Source organism: Paenibacillus sp. MAH-35 (assembly GCF_058135425.1).
Window position 1 is genome coordinate 15,099 of sequence record NZ_JBYUPU010000051.1, and the last position, 16,266, is coordinate 31,364.

The 16,266-nt window shown below is 54.2% G+C and carries 13 protein-coding genes; 12 read left to right on the plus strand and 1 reads right to left on the minus strand.

The features are described 5' to 3' along the window. Window positions 1-880: 880 nt before the first annotated feature. From AC3Y2E_RS30805 to AC3Y2E_RS30820, 4 genes are read left to right on the plus strand one after another with little or no spacing between them, the layout of a single operon-like run. The gene (locus AC3Y2E_RS30805; RefSeq protein WP_379217134.1) at window positions 881-1,573 is read left to right on the plus strand and encodes a CoA transferase subunit A; all 693 of its coding nucleotides are present in this window, start codon (window positions 881-883) and stop codon (window positions 1,571-1,573) included. Between the two features lie 3 nt (window positions 1,574-1,576). Then, window positions 1,577-2,254 (plus strand): 3-oxoacid CoA-transferase subunit B, encoded by a 678-nt coding sequence (locus tag AC3Y2E_RS30810; protein ID WP_379217135.1) that lies wholly within the window; start codon window positions 1,577-1,579, stop codon window positions 2,252-2,254. Between the two features lie 54 nt (window positions 2,255-2,308). Further along, complete coding sequence (locus AC3Y2E_RS30815) at window positions 2,309-3,298, plus strand: 3-hydroxyacyl-CoA dehydrogenase family protein (RefSeq protein ID WP_379217136.1); 990 nt, start codon at window positions 2,309-2,311, stop codon at window positions 3,296-3,298. Then, window positions 3,295-4,473: a thiolase family protein gene (locus AC3Y2E_RS30820; protein ID WP_379217137.1), complete on the plus strand. Its 1,179-nt coding sequence runs from the start codon at window positions 3,295-3,297 to the stop codon at window positions 4,471-4,473. Before AC3Y2E_RS30815 ends, AC3Y2E_RS30820 begins: the two co-directional genes overlap by 4 nt. Before the next feature lie 248 nt (window positions 4,474-4,721). Here AC3Y2E_RS30820 and AC3Y2E_RS30825 read toward each other — a convergent pair whose 3' ends face one another. Then, complete coding sequence (locus AC3Y2E_RS30825; RefSeq protein WP_379217138.1) at window positions 4,722-5,219, minus strand: SMI1/KNR4 family protein; 498 nt, start codon at window positions 5,217-5,219, stop codon at window positions 4,722-4,724. 173 nt (window positions 5,220-5,392) lie between these two features. Between AC3Y2E_RS30825 and AC3Y2E_RS30830 the strand changes: the two genes are divergently transcribed. From AC3Y2E_RS30830 to AC3Y2E_RS30865, 8 genes are all read left to right on the plus strand, one after another. Beyond that, entirely contained in the window at window positions 5,393-6,697 is a 1,305-nt protein-coding gene (locus tag AC3Y2E_RS30830; RefSeq protein WP_379217139.1) for an IS1380 family transposase, read from the plus strand. Window positions 6,698-7,042: 345 nt separating this feature from the next. Beyond that, window positions 7,043-7,768, plus strand: a complete 726-nt coding sequence (locus AC3Y2E_RS30835; protein WP_379217140.1) for an ABC transporter ATP-binding protein — start codon at window positions 7,043-7,045, stop codon at window positions 7,766-7,768. Then, the gene (locus AC3Y2E_RS30840; RefSeq protein WP_379217141.1) at window positions 7,761-9,431 is read left to right on the plus strand and encodes a putative ABC transporter permease subunit; all 1,671 of its coding nucleotides are present in this window, start codon (window positions 7,761-7,763) and stop codon (window positions 9,429-9,431) included. The genes AC3Y2E_RS30835 and AC3Y2E_RS30840 overlap by 8 nt, the downstream gene beginning before the upstream one ends. Window positions 9,432-9,666: 235 nt before the next feature. Next, window positions 9,667-10,137 (plus strand): MarR family winged helix-turn-helix transcriptional regulator, encoded by a 471-nt coding sequence (locus AC3Y2E_RS30845; protein ID WP_379217142.1) that lies wholly within the window; start codon window positions 9,667-9,669, stop codon window positions 10,135-10,137. Window positions 10,138-10,149: 12 nt separating this feature from the next. Further along, on the plus strand, window positions 10,150-11,412 hold the full coding sequence (locus tag AC3Y2E_RS30850; RefSeq protein WP_379217143.1) for an MFS transporter: 1,263 nt from the start codon (window positions 10,150-10,152) through the stop codon (window positions 11,410-11,412). A 778-nt stretch (window positions 11,413-12,190) separates the two neighbouring features. Continuing rightward, window positions 12,191-13,579 carry an extracellular solute-binding protein gene (locus tag AC3Y2E_RS30855; protein ID WP_332074561.1) on the plus strand — a complete coding sequence of 463 codons (1,389 nt, stop codon included), beginning with the start codon at window positions 12,191-12,193 and terminating at the stop codon, window positions 13,577-13,579. 217 nt (window positions 13,580-13,796) lie between these two features. After that, window positions 13,797-15,134, plus strand: a complete 1,338-nt coding sequence (locus AC3Y2E_RS30860; protein WP_379217144.1) for an ABC transporter substrate-binding protein — start codon at window positions 13,797-13,799, stop codon at window positions 15,132-15,134. A 90-nt stretch (window positions 15,135-15,224) separates the two neighbouring features. Beyond that, the gene (locus AC3Y2E_RS30865) at window positions 15,225-16,214 is read left to right on the plus strand and encodes a Gfo/Idh/MocA family protein (RefSeq protein WP_379217145.1); all 990 of its coding nucleotides are present in this window, start codon (window positions 15,225-15,227) and stop codon (window positions 16,212-16,214) included. Window positions 16,215-16,266 lie beyond the last annotated feature (52 nt).

The window sequence follows — 16,266 nt, forward strand, 5'->3', positions numbered from 1 at the left end:
GCTGACGCGCCTCGGCGCGGCAACTATAAATAGGCAATCCGGGCTATAGCGGAACATTTATTTCCGTTATTTTGTTCCAATAGCCGTTTATGCGTAATAATCGGAAGAAATCCTTCCGTTATTTACGTGAATATGGTGCAACAACTTCTCAATTGCAGAAATAACGGAAGTAATGTTTCCGCTAGCGCTCCAGATTGAGTCCGTTCCTTGATATAACGGAAGCTGATCTTCCGCTGCGTTTCCAGTGTCCCGGACTACCCTGCAAAGGAGCAGAACAGTTGCCTAAACGGCACCTGCCTGCTCTTTTTCTTCCGTCTTATTTCGCGAGCTGATGTACGTTTTTTTTCGATAATCAGCTTGTGACCGACCCGGAGTCTTAACGGATCAGCCCCGTTGTGCGTCCGGGAGAAACAATGTCTGTGCCCGTCTTCGAAGGAAGTTAAGCCCTCCCTAATGTACCCGAATTGAACAAATCCCCGTTCCCGAGCCCTGACGTATTTTCGCCACGGTCATTAACCTTTCTTACAAGATCAGAAAGATACCATTACCAGCATGAAATCCGTTTCCGACTTGGCTTGGATACACGGCTACGTTGAAGGTAAAACGGGTTTGCTGTGATGTCCGATGATTTGTCTCGTTTGGACGGCTACCGTAGATTCTACAATAAATAATCGGCAAGTCTTGAAAAATGCGCTCCAGCTTCACAATCTCATTTCCGACAATCCGGAAAACCGTTCCGATAATCTGGAAGCACTTTTGTTACTTGCGGTCACTCCCCCTTTAACTTGTAAGTTGCTCCGGGTGCGGAGAACGATTTTTATATTGGCACGATATTTGCATACCTATATTAACTGAACACGTGAGAAGGAAGGTGGAGTTTTTGAAACGAGTATGCGAATCGTTCCGCGAAGCAATCGCGGACATCCCGGACGGCGCCACGATTATGGTCGGCGGGTTCGGTCTCGTCGGCATTCCGGAAAATTTGATAACGGCTTTGTCCGAATCGGGCATTTCCGGTCTGACTGTCATTTCCAACAATTGCGGCGTGGACGACTGGGGGCTTGGGCTGCTGCTGCGCAACCGGCAAATCCGCAAAATGATCGGTTCTTACGTCGGAGAGAACAAGGAGTTTGAACGCCAGCTGTTATCGGGCGAATTGGAGGTCGAGCTGCTGCCGCAAGGAACGCTGGCCGAGCGGATTCGCGCCGGAGGAGCGGGCATTCCGGCTTTTTACACCCCGGCGGGGGTTGGGACACCGATTGCCGAAGGCCGGGAAGTGAGACGGTTCGGGGATAAGGACTACGTGCTGGAAACCGCGCTGACCGCCGATTTTAGTCTGATTCGTGCGATGCGGGGCGACCGGATGGGGAATTTGATCTACAACAAGACGGCACGCAATTTCAATCCGGTGATGGCGGCAGCCGGAGCGGTCACGATTGCTGAAGTCGAGGAGCTGCACGAAGCGGGAGCCTTCGATCCGGACCGCATCCATACGCCCGGCGTTTATGTGCAGCGGCTTGTGACGGGCGCCCAGCAGAAGCGAATCGAAAGACGGACGACAAGGAGCGGATGATCGATGAAGGCACAAGCTTTTGGCAAAGAAAACGTTCGGGAGCGGATCGCCCGCCGGGCGGCGCGAGAAATCCGCGACGGGTATTACGTCAATCTGGGAATCGGGATGCCGACGCTGGTCGCGAATTATTTGGAAGCGAACCGTGAGGTGCTGCTGCAGTCGGAGAACGGACTGCTCGGCATCGGCCCGTATCCGCAGGAGACGGAGCTTGACCCGGACCTGATCAATGCGGGCAAAGAAACGGTTACCGCCGTGACGGGAGCCGCTTTCTTCGACAGCTCGGAGTCGTTCGCGATGATTCGCGGCGGTCATATCGATCTCGCCATACTCGGCGGCATGCAGGTATCGGGCCAAGGAGACCTTGCCAACTGGACCATTCCCGGACAGATGGTAAAAGGAATGGGCGGCGCAATGGATCTGGTGCACGGAGCCAAACGGGTCGTCGTCATCATGGAGCAGGTAGCCAAGGACGGCAAGCCGAAAATTGTCCGGGCATGCAGTCTGCCGCTGACCGGGCAAAACGTGGTGCACCGGATCATCACCGAACGCGCGGTGCTGGACGTGACGCCGGAAGGCTTGCGTCTGATCGAGCTTGCGGCGGGTTATACGGAAGACGACGTCCGTTCCGCGATGGAGCCGGAGTTGGTGGTAGACGGCGACGTTGTGACGGATTCTTATTGACCGCCGGACGAATATGCGGAGAAAATGGTCTACAGAGAAGGAGCGGTATACACGATGGAACAAACGATAGCCGTCCTCGGCGCGGGTACGATGGGACACGGAATCGCCCAGCTGTTGGCGCAATCCGGCAGTCGTGTCTATTTGTACGATCCGTCGGAGGAGGCGCTGGAACGCGCCATGCAGAAAATACGATCCAATGTGGCTGTCATTCGTTCGGAACGATGGGGCGTATGTCCGTCTGAAGACCGGGTACTGGACCGGATCGTATGCACGCCGGACCCGGTGGCGGCGGTGGCCGGCGCTTCGATCGTAATCGAGGCGGCGCCGGAGAAGCTGGAGCTGAAGCGGGAGCTGTACCGGTTGATAGAACGCGGAATCCGGGCCGATGCGATAGTCGCTTCGAACACGTCGTCTTATGTGCCGGAGCAGTTGGTGGAAGGAATGACGTTTGCGCATCGTTTTGTCGTGGCGCACTTTTTCAATCCGGCGCATCTCGTGCCGCTGGTTGAGATCGTGCTTCACCCGCAGACGAGCCGGCAAACGGCGGAGCCGCTGATCCGGCTGCTGGAAGCGTGCGGCAAGTCGCCGGTTGTGCTGAGTACGAACGTCGCAGGTTTTATCGCCAATCGTCTGCAGGCGGCATTGCTGCGGGAAGCGGTTCACCTGCTGGAGAGCGGCGTGGCCAGCGCCCGCGAGATCGATCTGGCGGTGACGGAAGGCCCGGGCTTGCGCTGGGCATTAAGCGGTCCGTTGGCAACGGCCGATTATGGCGGTCTGGACGTATGGGAGCGCGTATCGGACCGGTTATTTCCGGAGCTGGATACGCGCACGGAAGCTCCCGAGTCGATCCGGCGTCTCGTACGCGGGCAGCGGCTTGGGGTGAAATCGGGCGGCGGATTTTTTGAATATCCGGACGATGATGCGAGCGGCGCGGCTGATGGGCCTCCGAATGGAGAAAACGATGCTGTGGAGCAGCGCGACCGCAAGCTGATTCGGCTGATGATGGTTAAGAACGATACCCGGACAGGAGGCGGCGCCCAATGAAAGAAGCGTATATTCTAGATGGAGCCAGAACCTCTTTTGGCGGCTTCGGCAAAAGTTTCAAGGAGACGTCCGCGACACAGCTCGGAATCGCGTCCGCGACTGAGGCGCTGAGGAGGGCCGGTGTCGAGCCGGCTGAAGTCGAGCAGGCGATATATGGCAATGTGATCCATTCCAGCGTATCGGCCGCTTATGTAGCCAGGCATGTAGCGCTGCATGCGGGCGTTCCCGAGACGGCGCCGGCGATGCTCGTCAACCGGCTATGCGCATCCGGCATGCAGGCGGTCGTCAGCGCCGCGCAGAGCATCCGGCTTGGCGAGGCGAATCTCGTGCTCGCAGGCGGCATCGAGAACATGTCGCAGTCGCCTCACGCCGACTTTGCGAGCCGGTTCGGCTCCAAGCTGGGACCGGTCGTGCTGGAGGATATGCTGCAGCAGACGCTTCACGATGCGTACATCGGCTGCGGCATGGGCGTCACGGCTGAAAATTTGGCGGAGCGGTACGGGATTAGCCGGGAGCAGCAGGACGAGTACGCGGTCGTCAGTCATCAGCGTGCGGCGTCAGCGGAGCAGAGCGGCATATTGGCCGAGGAAATCGTCGGCATCGAGGTGCGCGACGGCAAGTCGGTCCGGATCGCGGACAGCGACGAACTGATTCGCGCCGATACGAACGCGGCATCGCTCGGCAAGCTGAAGCCGGCGTTCCGGCAAGGCGGTACGGTTACGCCGGGCAACGCGAGCGGCATTAACGACGGCGCCGTATCGCTGGTTATTGCGGGCGAGGACGGCTTGCGCGGCCGTCAGCCGCTTGCGCGCATCGTCTCGTGGGGGATCGCCGGAGTCGATCCGTCGATTATGGGCATCGGCCCGGTTCCGGCTTCGCGGATTGCGCTCGGGCGGGCCGGACTTGCCATGGCCGACATGGGGCTCATCGAGATCAACGAGGCGTTCGCGGTCCAGTATTTGGCGGTAGAACGGGAGCTGCAGCTCGACCGTGCGGTCACGAACGTGAATGGCGGCGCCATCGCGCTCGGCCATCCGGTCGGCGCGAGCGGAGCGCGGGTGCTGCTGACGCTGGCATACGGGCTTCGCCGGACCGGGCGCCGGTACGGGCTGGCCTCGCTGTGCATCGGCGGCGGGCAAGGAATGGCGGTCGTGCTGGAAAATGCGGGTATATAACCGGGAGAAATCTCCGGGGGCGGCAAATCTGTTGGTGCTATAGCAAGAAGTGGCCTAGGGGAGGAGCCCCCATCAGGGTGTTGCTTATACGAAGGGCTGTCGCCAAAAGTGTCGCTATGACAGGGTGACTTCCCAATTTTCAAACGAAAGGACCTCAAATTCCGCTGTAGCGCGGAGACTGAGGTCCTTTTTCTCGAGGAAACCAGTCAAAGTAGGGCGGCAAAAAATCGCAAACCGGACTGGTTTCTTCACTGGAACTTTATTGCATTCGACATGATGAATTCCAAAAATTGTTCAAAACTATTTGCTACTTTATCCACTTCTTCGAATTCAGGCTCAGATCCGCGTACGACAGCGCCTTGGTCCTCCGTTACATCAATCGCATAGAAGGAATATCCATCCTCGACCGACATCACTATGGGCAAGTAACGATCCCACCACGCCGTTATTTCTGATTTCCAAATCTCATCATCCATGGCCGCTTCCAGGCTGAGCATTTCACATTCGTTCCATTGGAATGCAGCATCCGAGCTGCTATTGAATTCATCCTCACAAATAAACCAAGTCTGCTCATTGGGGGAGACGCATTGTTGGATCGCGCTTAAAAAATCCAAATATTCATTCGGAATTTCTTTATATCTAGCTGTAACGCTACCGTCCAAATTTAATCGGAAATTAGATTTTCGGGTGAGATCCCAACCCTTTTCATCGGCCCAAATCATAAATTCGTCAATTTTATTATTCATAGCTCACCTACTGAACCATTTGTCAGTTCTATTCGTATAACTACTATAAAGTTCGTTATATTCAACCTGAATTTCGAAAGTACTACTCTCTGAAAATATGAAAAGTGCCCCGAACCTTTGGTAGAATGGTGTTTGACTAGAACACATCACCCAAAGAGAGGAGCACCTTGTAGGTGAAGTCTACCACATCCATTAACAAAATCAAGAGCGAATTTTCATTGCAAAACGCAACCATTTTCGGAGGCGTTAAAATCTTTCTGGCTTATTTTGAAAAAATCAAACTCACACAAGCCATGAGCGGTCTCTCTGGCGGAAAAGCGCACAACGCGATTTTTCCGGTACATCGGATTCTGATCTATCTCTTGATCGGTTGGATGCTCGGCTGCCAGCGTATTTTTCATTTTCGTACCTTGCAGCACGACGCCTTGCTGCTCCAGTTTCTGGGTGGACGCTGCCCGCATCACAGTCTGCTGTACAAAGAATTGATTCGGCTTGGACGATCGTGCCCCCAGCTTCCGGCCGAACTGCGGACGTTGAATCAAGCGATCATCCAACCTTGTTTACCACGTGATCTCATTTTGGATCTGGACTCTACCGTGGAAACGGTATACGGCGATCAGGGCGGCGCCGAAAAAGGAACGAACTCGCACAAGCCGGGGCGGAAGAGTTATCACCCGTTGTTAGCTTTTGAAGGGCAAACCCGCTTGAACTTGAATGCGGTTCTCCGATCTGGCAATACGCATTCCTCCACCAAGTCAGTCGACTTTCTGGAACAGACTTTCGGCCTGCTTGGCGACCGTAAGGTCAAGTACGCCCGATTTGACAAAGGCTTCGGCGGTGAAGCCTTCTACACCCTACTCGAAAGCAAGGGCATCGGCTATGTCGGCAAGTTGAAGTGGACCCGACGATTGGCCCGGGAAGTGCAAGCCTGTCGGTACTGGAAGCGGTACGTCGACGAGGATTGGATCATCGAGGGCATCACCTTGATCTACAAAGCGACCTCCTGGGAAAAGGCACGCCGTGTCGTCGTGATCCGCAAGGCGCAAGTGTTCGAGTGGGACGGTCAAGGCCGCATCGTGTTCGATTCAGACTGGCAGCACGAAGCGATGGTGACCCCCTTAGACTGGGAGCCCCTTGATGTGTGGCGCTTCTACAACCAGCGCTGCTGTATGGAGAACTACATCAAAGAAGCCAAGAACGGCTTTTCCATCGACCGCATTGCCACAGGCGATTTTCAAGCGAATGAATTGGATTTGCTCGTTAAACTACTGGCCTACAACCTGTTTGAACGATTCAAGCGCGATTGCTGTGAACCGGTGCATCAAACCTATACGATTGCCCGATTCCGTAAAGAGTTTTTTCATTGTGCGGCTGTCCTGATCTGGCACAGTCGTTCCACGATGCTCAAACTGGTCCGAAACTTCGCCGGACGCTACGCATGGAAGCGAATCGAGGGTCGGATCGCCCAGTTGGAATGAAAATTTCCAAAACTTAACATGGAAAGACAGATCGCATCTTTATTGGGAGGGGGAAGAACTGTCTGTTTTTCCACTCGAAGGACTCTAATCTACTGGAAAATCCCCTTCTTTTTACAGTTCAGAATCTTCCTCTCTCGTTCTCCAACATTGATTCCACGGGCTTTCGAAATTCAGGTTCAATTATCAATATCATCATGGAACAAGAGGACGCAAGTCAAGAAGCCGCATCCATGGCGTAAGCCAGCCCGTTCGCAGCTTCCTGAGAAGCAATTCTCAATGGCCGCTTCGCCTCTTCTGTTACTTGGAAAACGTTGTGCTATAATAGCAGGGAAAGGGGCGGGACGAATGATCGAATTGACAAATGTGACGAAAAGCTACAATGGAAAAGTTAAAGCGGTGGACAATCTGGATCTGATTGTCCGGGGCGGAGAAATATTCGGATTTCTCGGGCCGAACGGCGCAGGCAAAACAACGACGATTAAGATGATTACGGGGATCGCCAAACCGGACAAAGGCAGCATTACGATCAACGGCCACGAGATTTCCCAGTCGCCGATCGAAGCGAAAAAGCAGTTCGGCTATGTGCCGGACAGTCCGGACTTGTTTCTGCGGCTGAAAGGGCTCGAGTATTTGAACTTCATGGCCGATATGTACGATGTGCCGAAGGAAGCCCGCAAGGAACGGATCGATGCGCTCGCCCGCCGATTCGACATGTCGCAGGCTATATCCGACCCGATTCAGAGTTACTCTCACGGGATGAGGCAAAAAATCGTCATCATGGGCGTGCTTATCCACGATCCGGCGGTGTGGATTTTGGACGAGCCGCTAACCGGTCTCGACCCGAAGTCGTCCTACACGCTGAAGGAAATGATGCGTGAGCATGCGGATGCGGGCAAAACCGTTTTTTTCTCCACGCACGTGCTCGAAGTGGCCGAGAAGCTGTGCGACCGGGTGGCGATTATCAATAAGGGCGAAGTGTTGTTTTGCGGGACGTTCAAGGACATGCAGGAGCGGTTCCAATCGGATCTGTCCCTGGAGAGATTGTTCCTGGAGTTGACGGAAAATGAATAAGACGCTGGCGTTAACCCGCATTCTGATCAAAAACGGCTCCGGACAGTTTTCCAAATCCGGTAAGCGCGGCAAGCTGCCGACGCATATTCTTTTGCCGATTTTGCTCGCTGTCGCCTTGCTTCCGTTTGCCTCCATATTGGGCGGCTTCGTCGCCTTTTTGTATGACGGATTGAAGCCGATCGGACAAGAGGGCGCCGTGTTGGGGCTCGGATTGTCCATCACGAGTTTCGTCGTGTTTATGTTCGGTATTTTCTACATCATCACCGTCTTTTACTTCGCGCAGGATGTCGAGCATTTGCTGCCGCTGCCTTTGAAGCCGTCGCAGATCGTCTCGGCCAAATTTTTGACGGTGCTGCTATACGAATATTTAACCCAGCTCGTCCTGCTGGCGCCTCTGCTGATCGTCTTCGGGGTCAAGGCTGGCGCCGGTGTTTTGTATTACGTGTATGCCGTCGTTACGTTCCTGGCGCTGCCGGTCCTGCCGCTCGTGGTCGCTTCGGTAGTGTCGATGGCGATCATGAGTTTTTCGGGCGTGGCCCGCAACAAGGACCGCTTTCGGCTGATCGGCGGTACGGTCGCCGTTTTGTTCTCGCTCGGCTTGAATTTGTTTATTCAGCGGTCCGTGCGGAGCACGATGACGCCGGAGGAAGTCCAGAACATGCTGCTTGGCGGAGGCAATACGTTCCTCGATCTGGTGACCCAGTCGGTCCCGACCGTCAAGCTCGCGGCGAACGCGCTGCTGAAAGAATCAGAGCTCGCAGGGCTGGCGTATATCGTTTTGTTTGCAGGGGTGTCGGCGCTTCTGTATGCGGCTTTTGCAGCGCTCGCCCAAAAATTTTATTTCAAGGGCGTCATGGGCATGTCCGAATCTTCCGCACGGCGTATTCAGCTAAGCGGCCAGCAGCTGGACAAGATGACCGTGCAGCAATCGGCCGTCCGGTCGATGCTGATGAAGGAGATACGCATTTTGCTGCGCACGCCGCCTTATTTCCTCAATTGCGTATTTATGACGCTGATGTGGCCGATCATTATGCTGATTCCGCTGCTCTCCCAGCCTGAACTGGCAGGGATGCTCGGTCAAGCGTCGCAGTATCTCGACCAGGGCGGGATCGGTTCGATGGTGCTGGCCGGAGGCGTCGGCGTGTTCCTGTTCATCTCCGGAGCGAATGCGACGGCATCGACTTCGATATCGAGAGAAGGGGCCGGGTTTTTCGTATTGAAATACCTTCCGGTGCCCGTACATCATATTCTGACCGCCAAAGTGATGAGCGGATGGCTCGTTACGATGATCGGTACGATATTGATTCTTGGCGCTGCGTATTTCCTGATCCATCTGCCGATTGCGCTCATTTTACTGTTACTGATGCTGGCGGTGCCGGCCACACTGTTCACCTGCCTGACTGGCGTATGGGTCGACCTGTTCCGCCCGGTGCTGAACTGGGATAACGAGCAGAAGGCAGTCAAGCAAAACATGAACAGCGTGTTCAACCTGCTCATTTGCGTAGCGTTTGCCGGCCTGTTGTTTTTCCTCGTGTCCCGTCTCGGTTTAAGCTTGACGACGACGGCGATCGTGCTGATGCTGATTTTGGTTGCGGCCGATTTGCTGTTGTACAGATTGCTTCAGACAAAAGGGCAAATCTGGTTTACGAAAATTGAAAACTGACGGACTCGAAATCAAAGTGAACAAATCCTTCGGAAACCTGCGCGGGTGCGGCAGGTCCGGAGGATTTTTATATTTATCAGACGGCGTTTATCCTTGGCTCGTTCGCTGCATTCGGATCTTTCCGAAAGGAGAAGAGAGATGAAAATCTGCCATTGCGCTTATTGGTTGCATCGAATATAATTGCATAGACAACTAATTGATTTCGATTTCGGATAAGAAGGTGAACGAATCCAAGATGGAACAGGAACATGCTACAACAACAACGGTCAACCTGCTGGAGCGGTCGGTCGGTTTTATGATGGGCGTCACATACCGCAAGCTGTCCAACTTGCTGCAGCACCGGTTGAAGGAATACGACATTACTCCGGAGCAGTGGTCGGTATTGTATCAGGTGGATCGGGCGGAAGGGCTGATTCAGAAAGAAATTGCGGAGCGCACCTGCAAAGATAAACCGACGACGACGCGGATTCTCGATCATCTGGAGAGCAAAGGGCTCATCTATAAGCAAACGGGCAAAAACGACCGGCGTTCGTTTCTCGTCTACGCCACCGACAAAGGATCGTCGCTGATCGGGCGGACGGCTCCGGTCGAGCAGCAGCTGATCGAGGAAATCAAGATGTGCGTAACAGAGGAAGAGTACGCGCTGCTGATGGAGCTTATAATACGCATCAATCACCGCGCTGCCGAACTGACAGACCAAGAGTAGGAGAAGATTCGAATGCAACCAGAACAATCAGCGAGACTATGGACGAAGCCGTTCGTCGCTTTGACGATCTGCTCGTTTTTATTGTTTTTGAATTTGCAGATGCTGCTGTCTTCGTTCCCCGCCTATGTCAAAAATGAATACGAGGCCGGAGACCTGACCGTCAGCTTGACGACAAGCGTGTTCGCTTTATCGGCGATTGTAACCCGATTTGCGACGGCGGCTCTGATGCGTTACGTGCACCGCAACGTCATTTTGTATGCCGGGCTGGCTATAGCCGCCGTGACGACCGGTATTTATATATATGCCGGTTCGGTAGGGGGGCTGCTGCTTATGCGCGCCGGTTACGGCGTAGGCTTCGGAATGGCGAGCACGATCATTCCGACGCTCGTCTCCCAGATCATCCCGTCCCGGAGAATGGGCGAGGGGATCGGTTATTTCGGATTGTCAACCAGTCTGGCGATGTCCGTCGGGCCGATGATCGGGTTAAATGTGATGAACTTGTCCGGCTTCGGCACGCTTTCCATAATGGGGTCGGCTGCCATTATTTTGATTTTTCCGCTTTTGCTGCTGACTCGTGCGGCGCCGGCCGATTCCAGGCGCAATACGGACTCTGCACCAGCGTCCGTGGCCCGCTTTCAGGGCAATCAGACGAACCAGCCGGGCGAGAAACCGAGATGGAATACGAAGTTATTATTTCCCGCTTTGCTTAATGTTATTTTGGCCGTCACTTACAGCGGTTTGCTCAGCTTTATCGCTTTGTACGGAGAATCGGTGAAGCTGGAGCAGATCGGACTGTTTTTCTTATTTAACGCGATTACGATCATTTTGATCCGCCCGATCTCCGGCAGAATCTTCGACCGGAAAGGTCATGGAGCGGTTCTCGTCCCGGCCGCGGTTAGTGTCATTGCCAGCTTGCTTCTGCTGTCGTACGCGCACACCATTCCGATGCTGTTTGTGTCCGCCTTGCTGTACGGGCTCGGCTTCGGAGCGATTCAGCCGACCATTCAGGCGTGGATGCTGCGGGTAACGCCGCGGGAGCGGCACGGGGCGGCCAACAGCATGTATTACAACTCGACCGATCTGGGCGTCGCGGCAGGGGCGATGATACTCGGGGCGATCTCGTCCGTATCGAATTATGCGGTCATGTACCGGTACTCCGCCGGCTTTATGGTATTATTCCTGGTCGTATACGCTCTTGCCGGTATGGCGGCCGCCCGGTTCGGGGCACCTCGGGCGAAAAGGGGCGCGGATATTATTTACGAGCATAAATCTTGACGGCTGCAGCGTCTGCTATGAGAATACCGCATCGAATAAGAATATGTTTGGTCCAATCGTGCCTATTTACTGGAACCGCACGAACACCAAGCTTCGGCTTTCTGCTTATTCTTGTTAAGCCAAACGAGTTGCTTCTACCCCTTTCCCATTGAAGGGGCTTCTTTAATTTCCGCGTAAAATTATGGAATTACTCATCTAGTAAGGCGATTTTCGCTTCGATCCACTTCCTGACATGCGGGTTCGCAAAATCGTTCGCCAGCTTAAGTAGGAGCTGCTGCAACACGAACTCGATTCGGGGAAGACGCTCGTTCAGATTTCGGAAGGACGTGGCTTCACCCTCGGCTCGATGTCCTGGCTGTTGAAAAAATATGAGCGGAGCGGCAATAAACGGACGAAACGATTGTGTACAAACCGGCTACCAGAACGCCTATTACCCGAGTCGGGTATTTTCCAATGCGATGAAGAGGAGTTCCTCCCAATACCGCAACCTCCACAGCGTATAATACGGGCTTTTCTAATACAATTATTTGACTCTTATAATATTTATAATTTATCATTCTGACTTACATAAATATGGATTGACATCCGTTTTTCGGTCATTTATGATGAAATTGTTCTTTGTTATTGTTTTGTTTTTAATCTTGACTCACATATTAACTACACTTTTTAGAGTCAAAAGGCGGTTTCAGGGGTTACTCATGCAGACAGGGAGGCGGGACGTATAAGTTCATGATAAACTAAGCGGTAGTTGAAATGACCGACATTGGAGCGTTGAATTATGGGGATACGACCGACCAAGGAACAATTTAACCGGCAACTGGAGCAAATTGCCGGTACGCTGCGCAACGAAATGATCGAAGGCCGCTATGCCCTAGGCGAATATTTGCCGACGGAGCGTACGCTGATGGAACGATTCCGCATGAGCAACAACGCGGTGCGCACGGCATTGGAAACGCTCGTCCGCGAAGGCTGGATCGAGAAGGTGCCGAGAATCGGGAACCGGGTGGCGGCCGGACGTCCTCCGGTGAAGCTGGTGCTGGCCCGCAACAACGTTGCGCAGCGCAATCTCGAGCTTTCCGGGCTGCTGGACAACTTCCACCGGCAATTTCCGTGGATTTCGGTGGAGACCCATAAGATTGATGGGCAAGGGAATACGGGGGACGCGGATTTGGTGATGGTGGATAATTATCAGTTTCAGAGCATGGTCGAGGACGGAGCCATTAAGAAGCTGGAGCCGCTTACCGGGCGCGAGGACACGTATCCGGGACTTGCCAGGCAGTTTGTGGTTGAGGGAAGCTTGTACATGAGGCCGGTCGTGTTCTCGCCGATCGTGCTTTGCTACAACAAAGCGCATTTCCGCGAATGCGGGCTGATGGAGCCGGACGGAAGCTGGACATGGGACAACTTGCTCGACTGTGCAGAGAAATTGTCGGATGGCAAAGGCAGATACGGATTCAGCTTTCACGCGCAGGATATGAATCGATGGCCTCTTTTTATGCTGCAAAGCGGTGAACGGTTCGAATGGAACGCAGGACAGTTGAACGATTTGCGCGGCACCCGGCTGCTGGAGAGCATGAAGGTGTACAAACGGATCATTCATAACCGGAAGGCGTTCCCGCTGTTTCTGTCCGAGAGCAATGGCGATATTATGCAAATGTTCGAGGAAGGCAAGCTGTCGATGATTTTGAACACCTACATGGGGCTGAACTTGTGGAAACATGCGAATCTGGAGTACGATGTGGCGCCGGTTCCGTTCATTTACGAGCCGCGGACGCTTATTATCGTTCTCGGCATCGGCATAAGCGCCAAGTCCGCACACAAGGAAGAAGCGCGGCTTCTGGCCGATTATTTCGTTTCGGCCGGTGCGCAGAATTACATTTACGAGCATACGCTCAGCATTCCGAGCACGCAATTGCCCACTTATTCGCCGGCCGCCTCGACGTCTGTCGGCATCAACCGCCCGGAGCGTTACGCGTTATTTCGCGAGATGATGTTTTCCTACCGCACCCATAGCGATTTGGGCATCCCGGTTATGTCTTTGCCCAAAATATTTCAACCATTGAAAGCGTATTTGGCCGATATGATTGACGAAAACGAATTGTGCGACCGGATTCGCAGCGCGTTGTCCGACGAAACGCGGGCGGGCGCGAGCGAAGCGGGCGACTGAACTTGTGGAGGGATCGATGATGGCTGCTTGCCTCCGTACTGGCGGCAGCCTCGCTGACGGCTTATGCCGGCGGCAAAATGAAAGCGGTAACAAAGCGGATGAAGCAACGGATCGGACGCCCGGCTGATCGAGCGGCTGTCGGGTCCGAAGCAGGAGCAGTAGGCAGGGCGGAAGTTTACAATGAGAATTTCAAATTTTCAAATTAGGGGGTTGACCCATGAAAAACATGAATAGGTGGTTGAAGCTGGGTATGATCGGTATGGGAACGGCGGCCATGCTGAGCGCTTGCGGTGGAGGAGCCGGAAGTAAATCGGAAGCGGGAGAAGCGACGGCCGGAGGAACGGAGCCGGTTGCGCCGGCGAAGCCGAGCGGTCCGGTCGAGATCAATCTCGTGACACCCGATGCGACGATTACGCCGGAATTTCTCGAACGGCTGGCCAAGAAGTTTCCGGACTACAAGATTAACCGCTATAACCAGGCTACGAAAGGATCGACGATTACCGATCTGCTAACCAACGGGACGCCGATCGATATTATCGGTCGCGCCGCGACCGTCTTCGAGAACGATGTAGTCGTTCACAAGCTGCAGTACAATATGGAGCCGCTGCTCAAGCAGGCCGGCGTTCAGACGACGGATTTCGAACCGCAATTGGTTAACTACGTCCGCAGCATTTCCGACGGCGGCATGTATGGCATCCCGGGCGGAAGCGCTATCAACCATGTGCTCTTTTACAACAAAACGTTGTTCGACCAATTCGGCGTAGCCTATCCGAAGGACGGGATGAGCTGGGAGGAGACGATGCAGCTCGCGGCCAAAATGACCCGCAACGAGGGCGGGAAACAATACTACGGATTCGCCGGAAATACCGGCATTATGACGGCAACGAATCAGTTATCGATCCCGTTGGTTAACACGAAAACGCAAAAGCCGACGATCAATACCGATGAGCGCTGGCGCTCGTACTTCCAGATTATTTACGGCAACTCTGTTCTGAATGATGCGCTCAAGTCGAACAACAAGGCGTTCAGCGGCGGGGCGAAAAATCTGACCGAAGGCGACACGGCGATGCTTTTGTTCAATGCCAATATCGGCATTATCGACAAGGCGCTGCAGGAGGAAAAAGTCAATTGGGATATGGTAGCGTTGCCGAGCTTTAAGGAAGCGCCGAAAACCGGCAGTCCGATGAACTCGACGCTTTGGGGATTGACGAACCAGACCCGGAATCGGGAAGCGGCGATAGATGTGATCAAGTATATGGTCTCGGATGAAGTTCTCGGCGACCTCGCCAAGCTTGGTTATCTCGTGCCGAAGCAGACGGATGCGATCAAGCGCGTATTCGCAACCGAAGCGAAACCGGCAGGGAAAAACTGGAATGCGGTCAATTATAATAAATTTGCGGCTTTCCCGGAAATGACGGTCAGCGATGCGGCCATTGCAGCGCTGTATTCCAAGCAGATCGAAGTCATCGTCAAGGGCCAGACGGACATGAACACCGCGTTCCGCACCATTGAAGAGGAAGCAACCAAAATCATCGAGGAAAACGCGAGGAAATAAAGAGGAAGTTTTATTTTGCAGAAGTAGCAAATACAGAAGTCCGGGGAACACGTCGAAACTTGTTCCCCGACATATAGAGGAGATGGAGAGATGCATATTTTACGTGCAGTTGTCGTCGGAGCGGGGACGATCGCGGGCCTTCATTTGCGGACGCTTGCGGCAAGCGAACGAACCGAGCTTGTCGGCGTCGCGGATATTTCCGGGGAGCGGGCCCGCTTGGCGGCCGAAGCTTACGCGATCAAGCCTTACACGGACTACAGGGCGATGGTGCGGGCGGAGAAACCCGACATTGTCGTTATTACGCTGCCGCATGTTTTGCACAAAGAAGCGGCAATTTGGTGCGCGGAGCAAGGGTGCCACGTGCTGCTGGAGAAGCCGATGGCGATGAATGCGCGCGAATGCGCGGATATCAACGCTGCGGCTGCCCGCTGCGGCATTGTGCTGGCCGTGGGACATATGCAGCATTATTTTGCGGAAAATGTGAAAGCGAAGCAACTGATTCAGTCTGGCAAGCTGGGGAGGCTCGTGACGATCATCGATCGGCGCTACGGGTATTATTTCGACGAGAAGCGTCCGGCCTGGTTTCTGGATAAGGAAACTTCCGGCGGAGGGATCGTCATCAATATCGGCAGTCATTCGATCGATAAAATCCAGTGGTTGACGGACTGCCAAATAACGAGCGTAAAAGCGGAGCTGACGTTTTACGGCGAACGGGGCAATGTCGAAGGAAGCGCAAGCTTGCTTATGCGCACTTCGCATGGAGCGACGGCTTCCGTCTCGCTCTTCGGCTATCGCGGCGTGCCGCCGGCCAATGAGACGGAGCTGTTGTTTACGGACGGAGCGCTGAAAATCGCGGCGAGAAAAGGGCTTTGGATCAGCGGTGCAAACGGCTACGAACTTGTCGACACAGGCGCAAAGGGCGAACCGTTCGCCCCGCAGTGGGACGATTTGCTGAACGCCATCGGGCAAGGCTCGGAGCTGTCGATAACGGGAACGTATGCCCAAACCGTCTCCGCCGTCGTCGATGCCGCATATCGCTCCCACGAAACCGGCAGAGCGGAGGAAGTTGCCGTCATCTGATGTTGGCTAGCCGCAGACGCTCGAAGATAAACGTGTTCGAGGAGGAATGGCA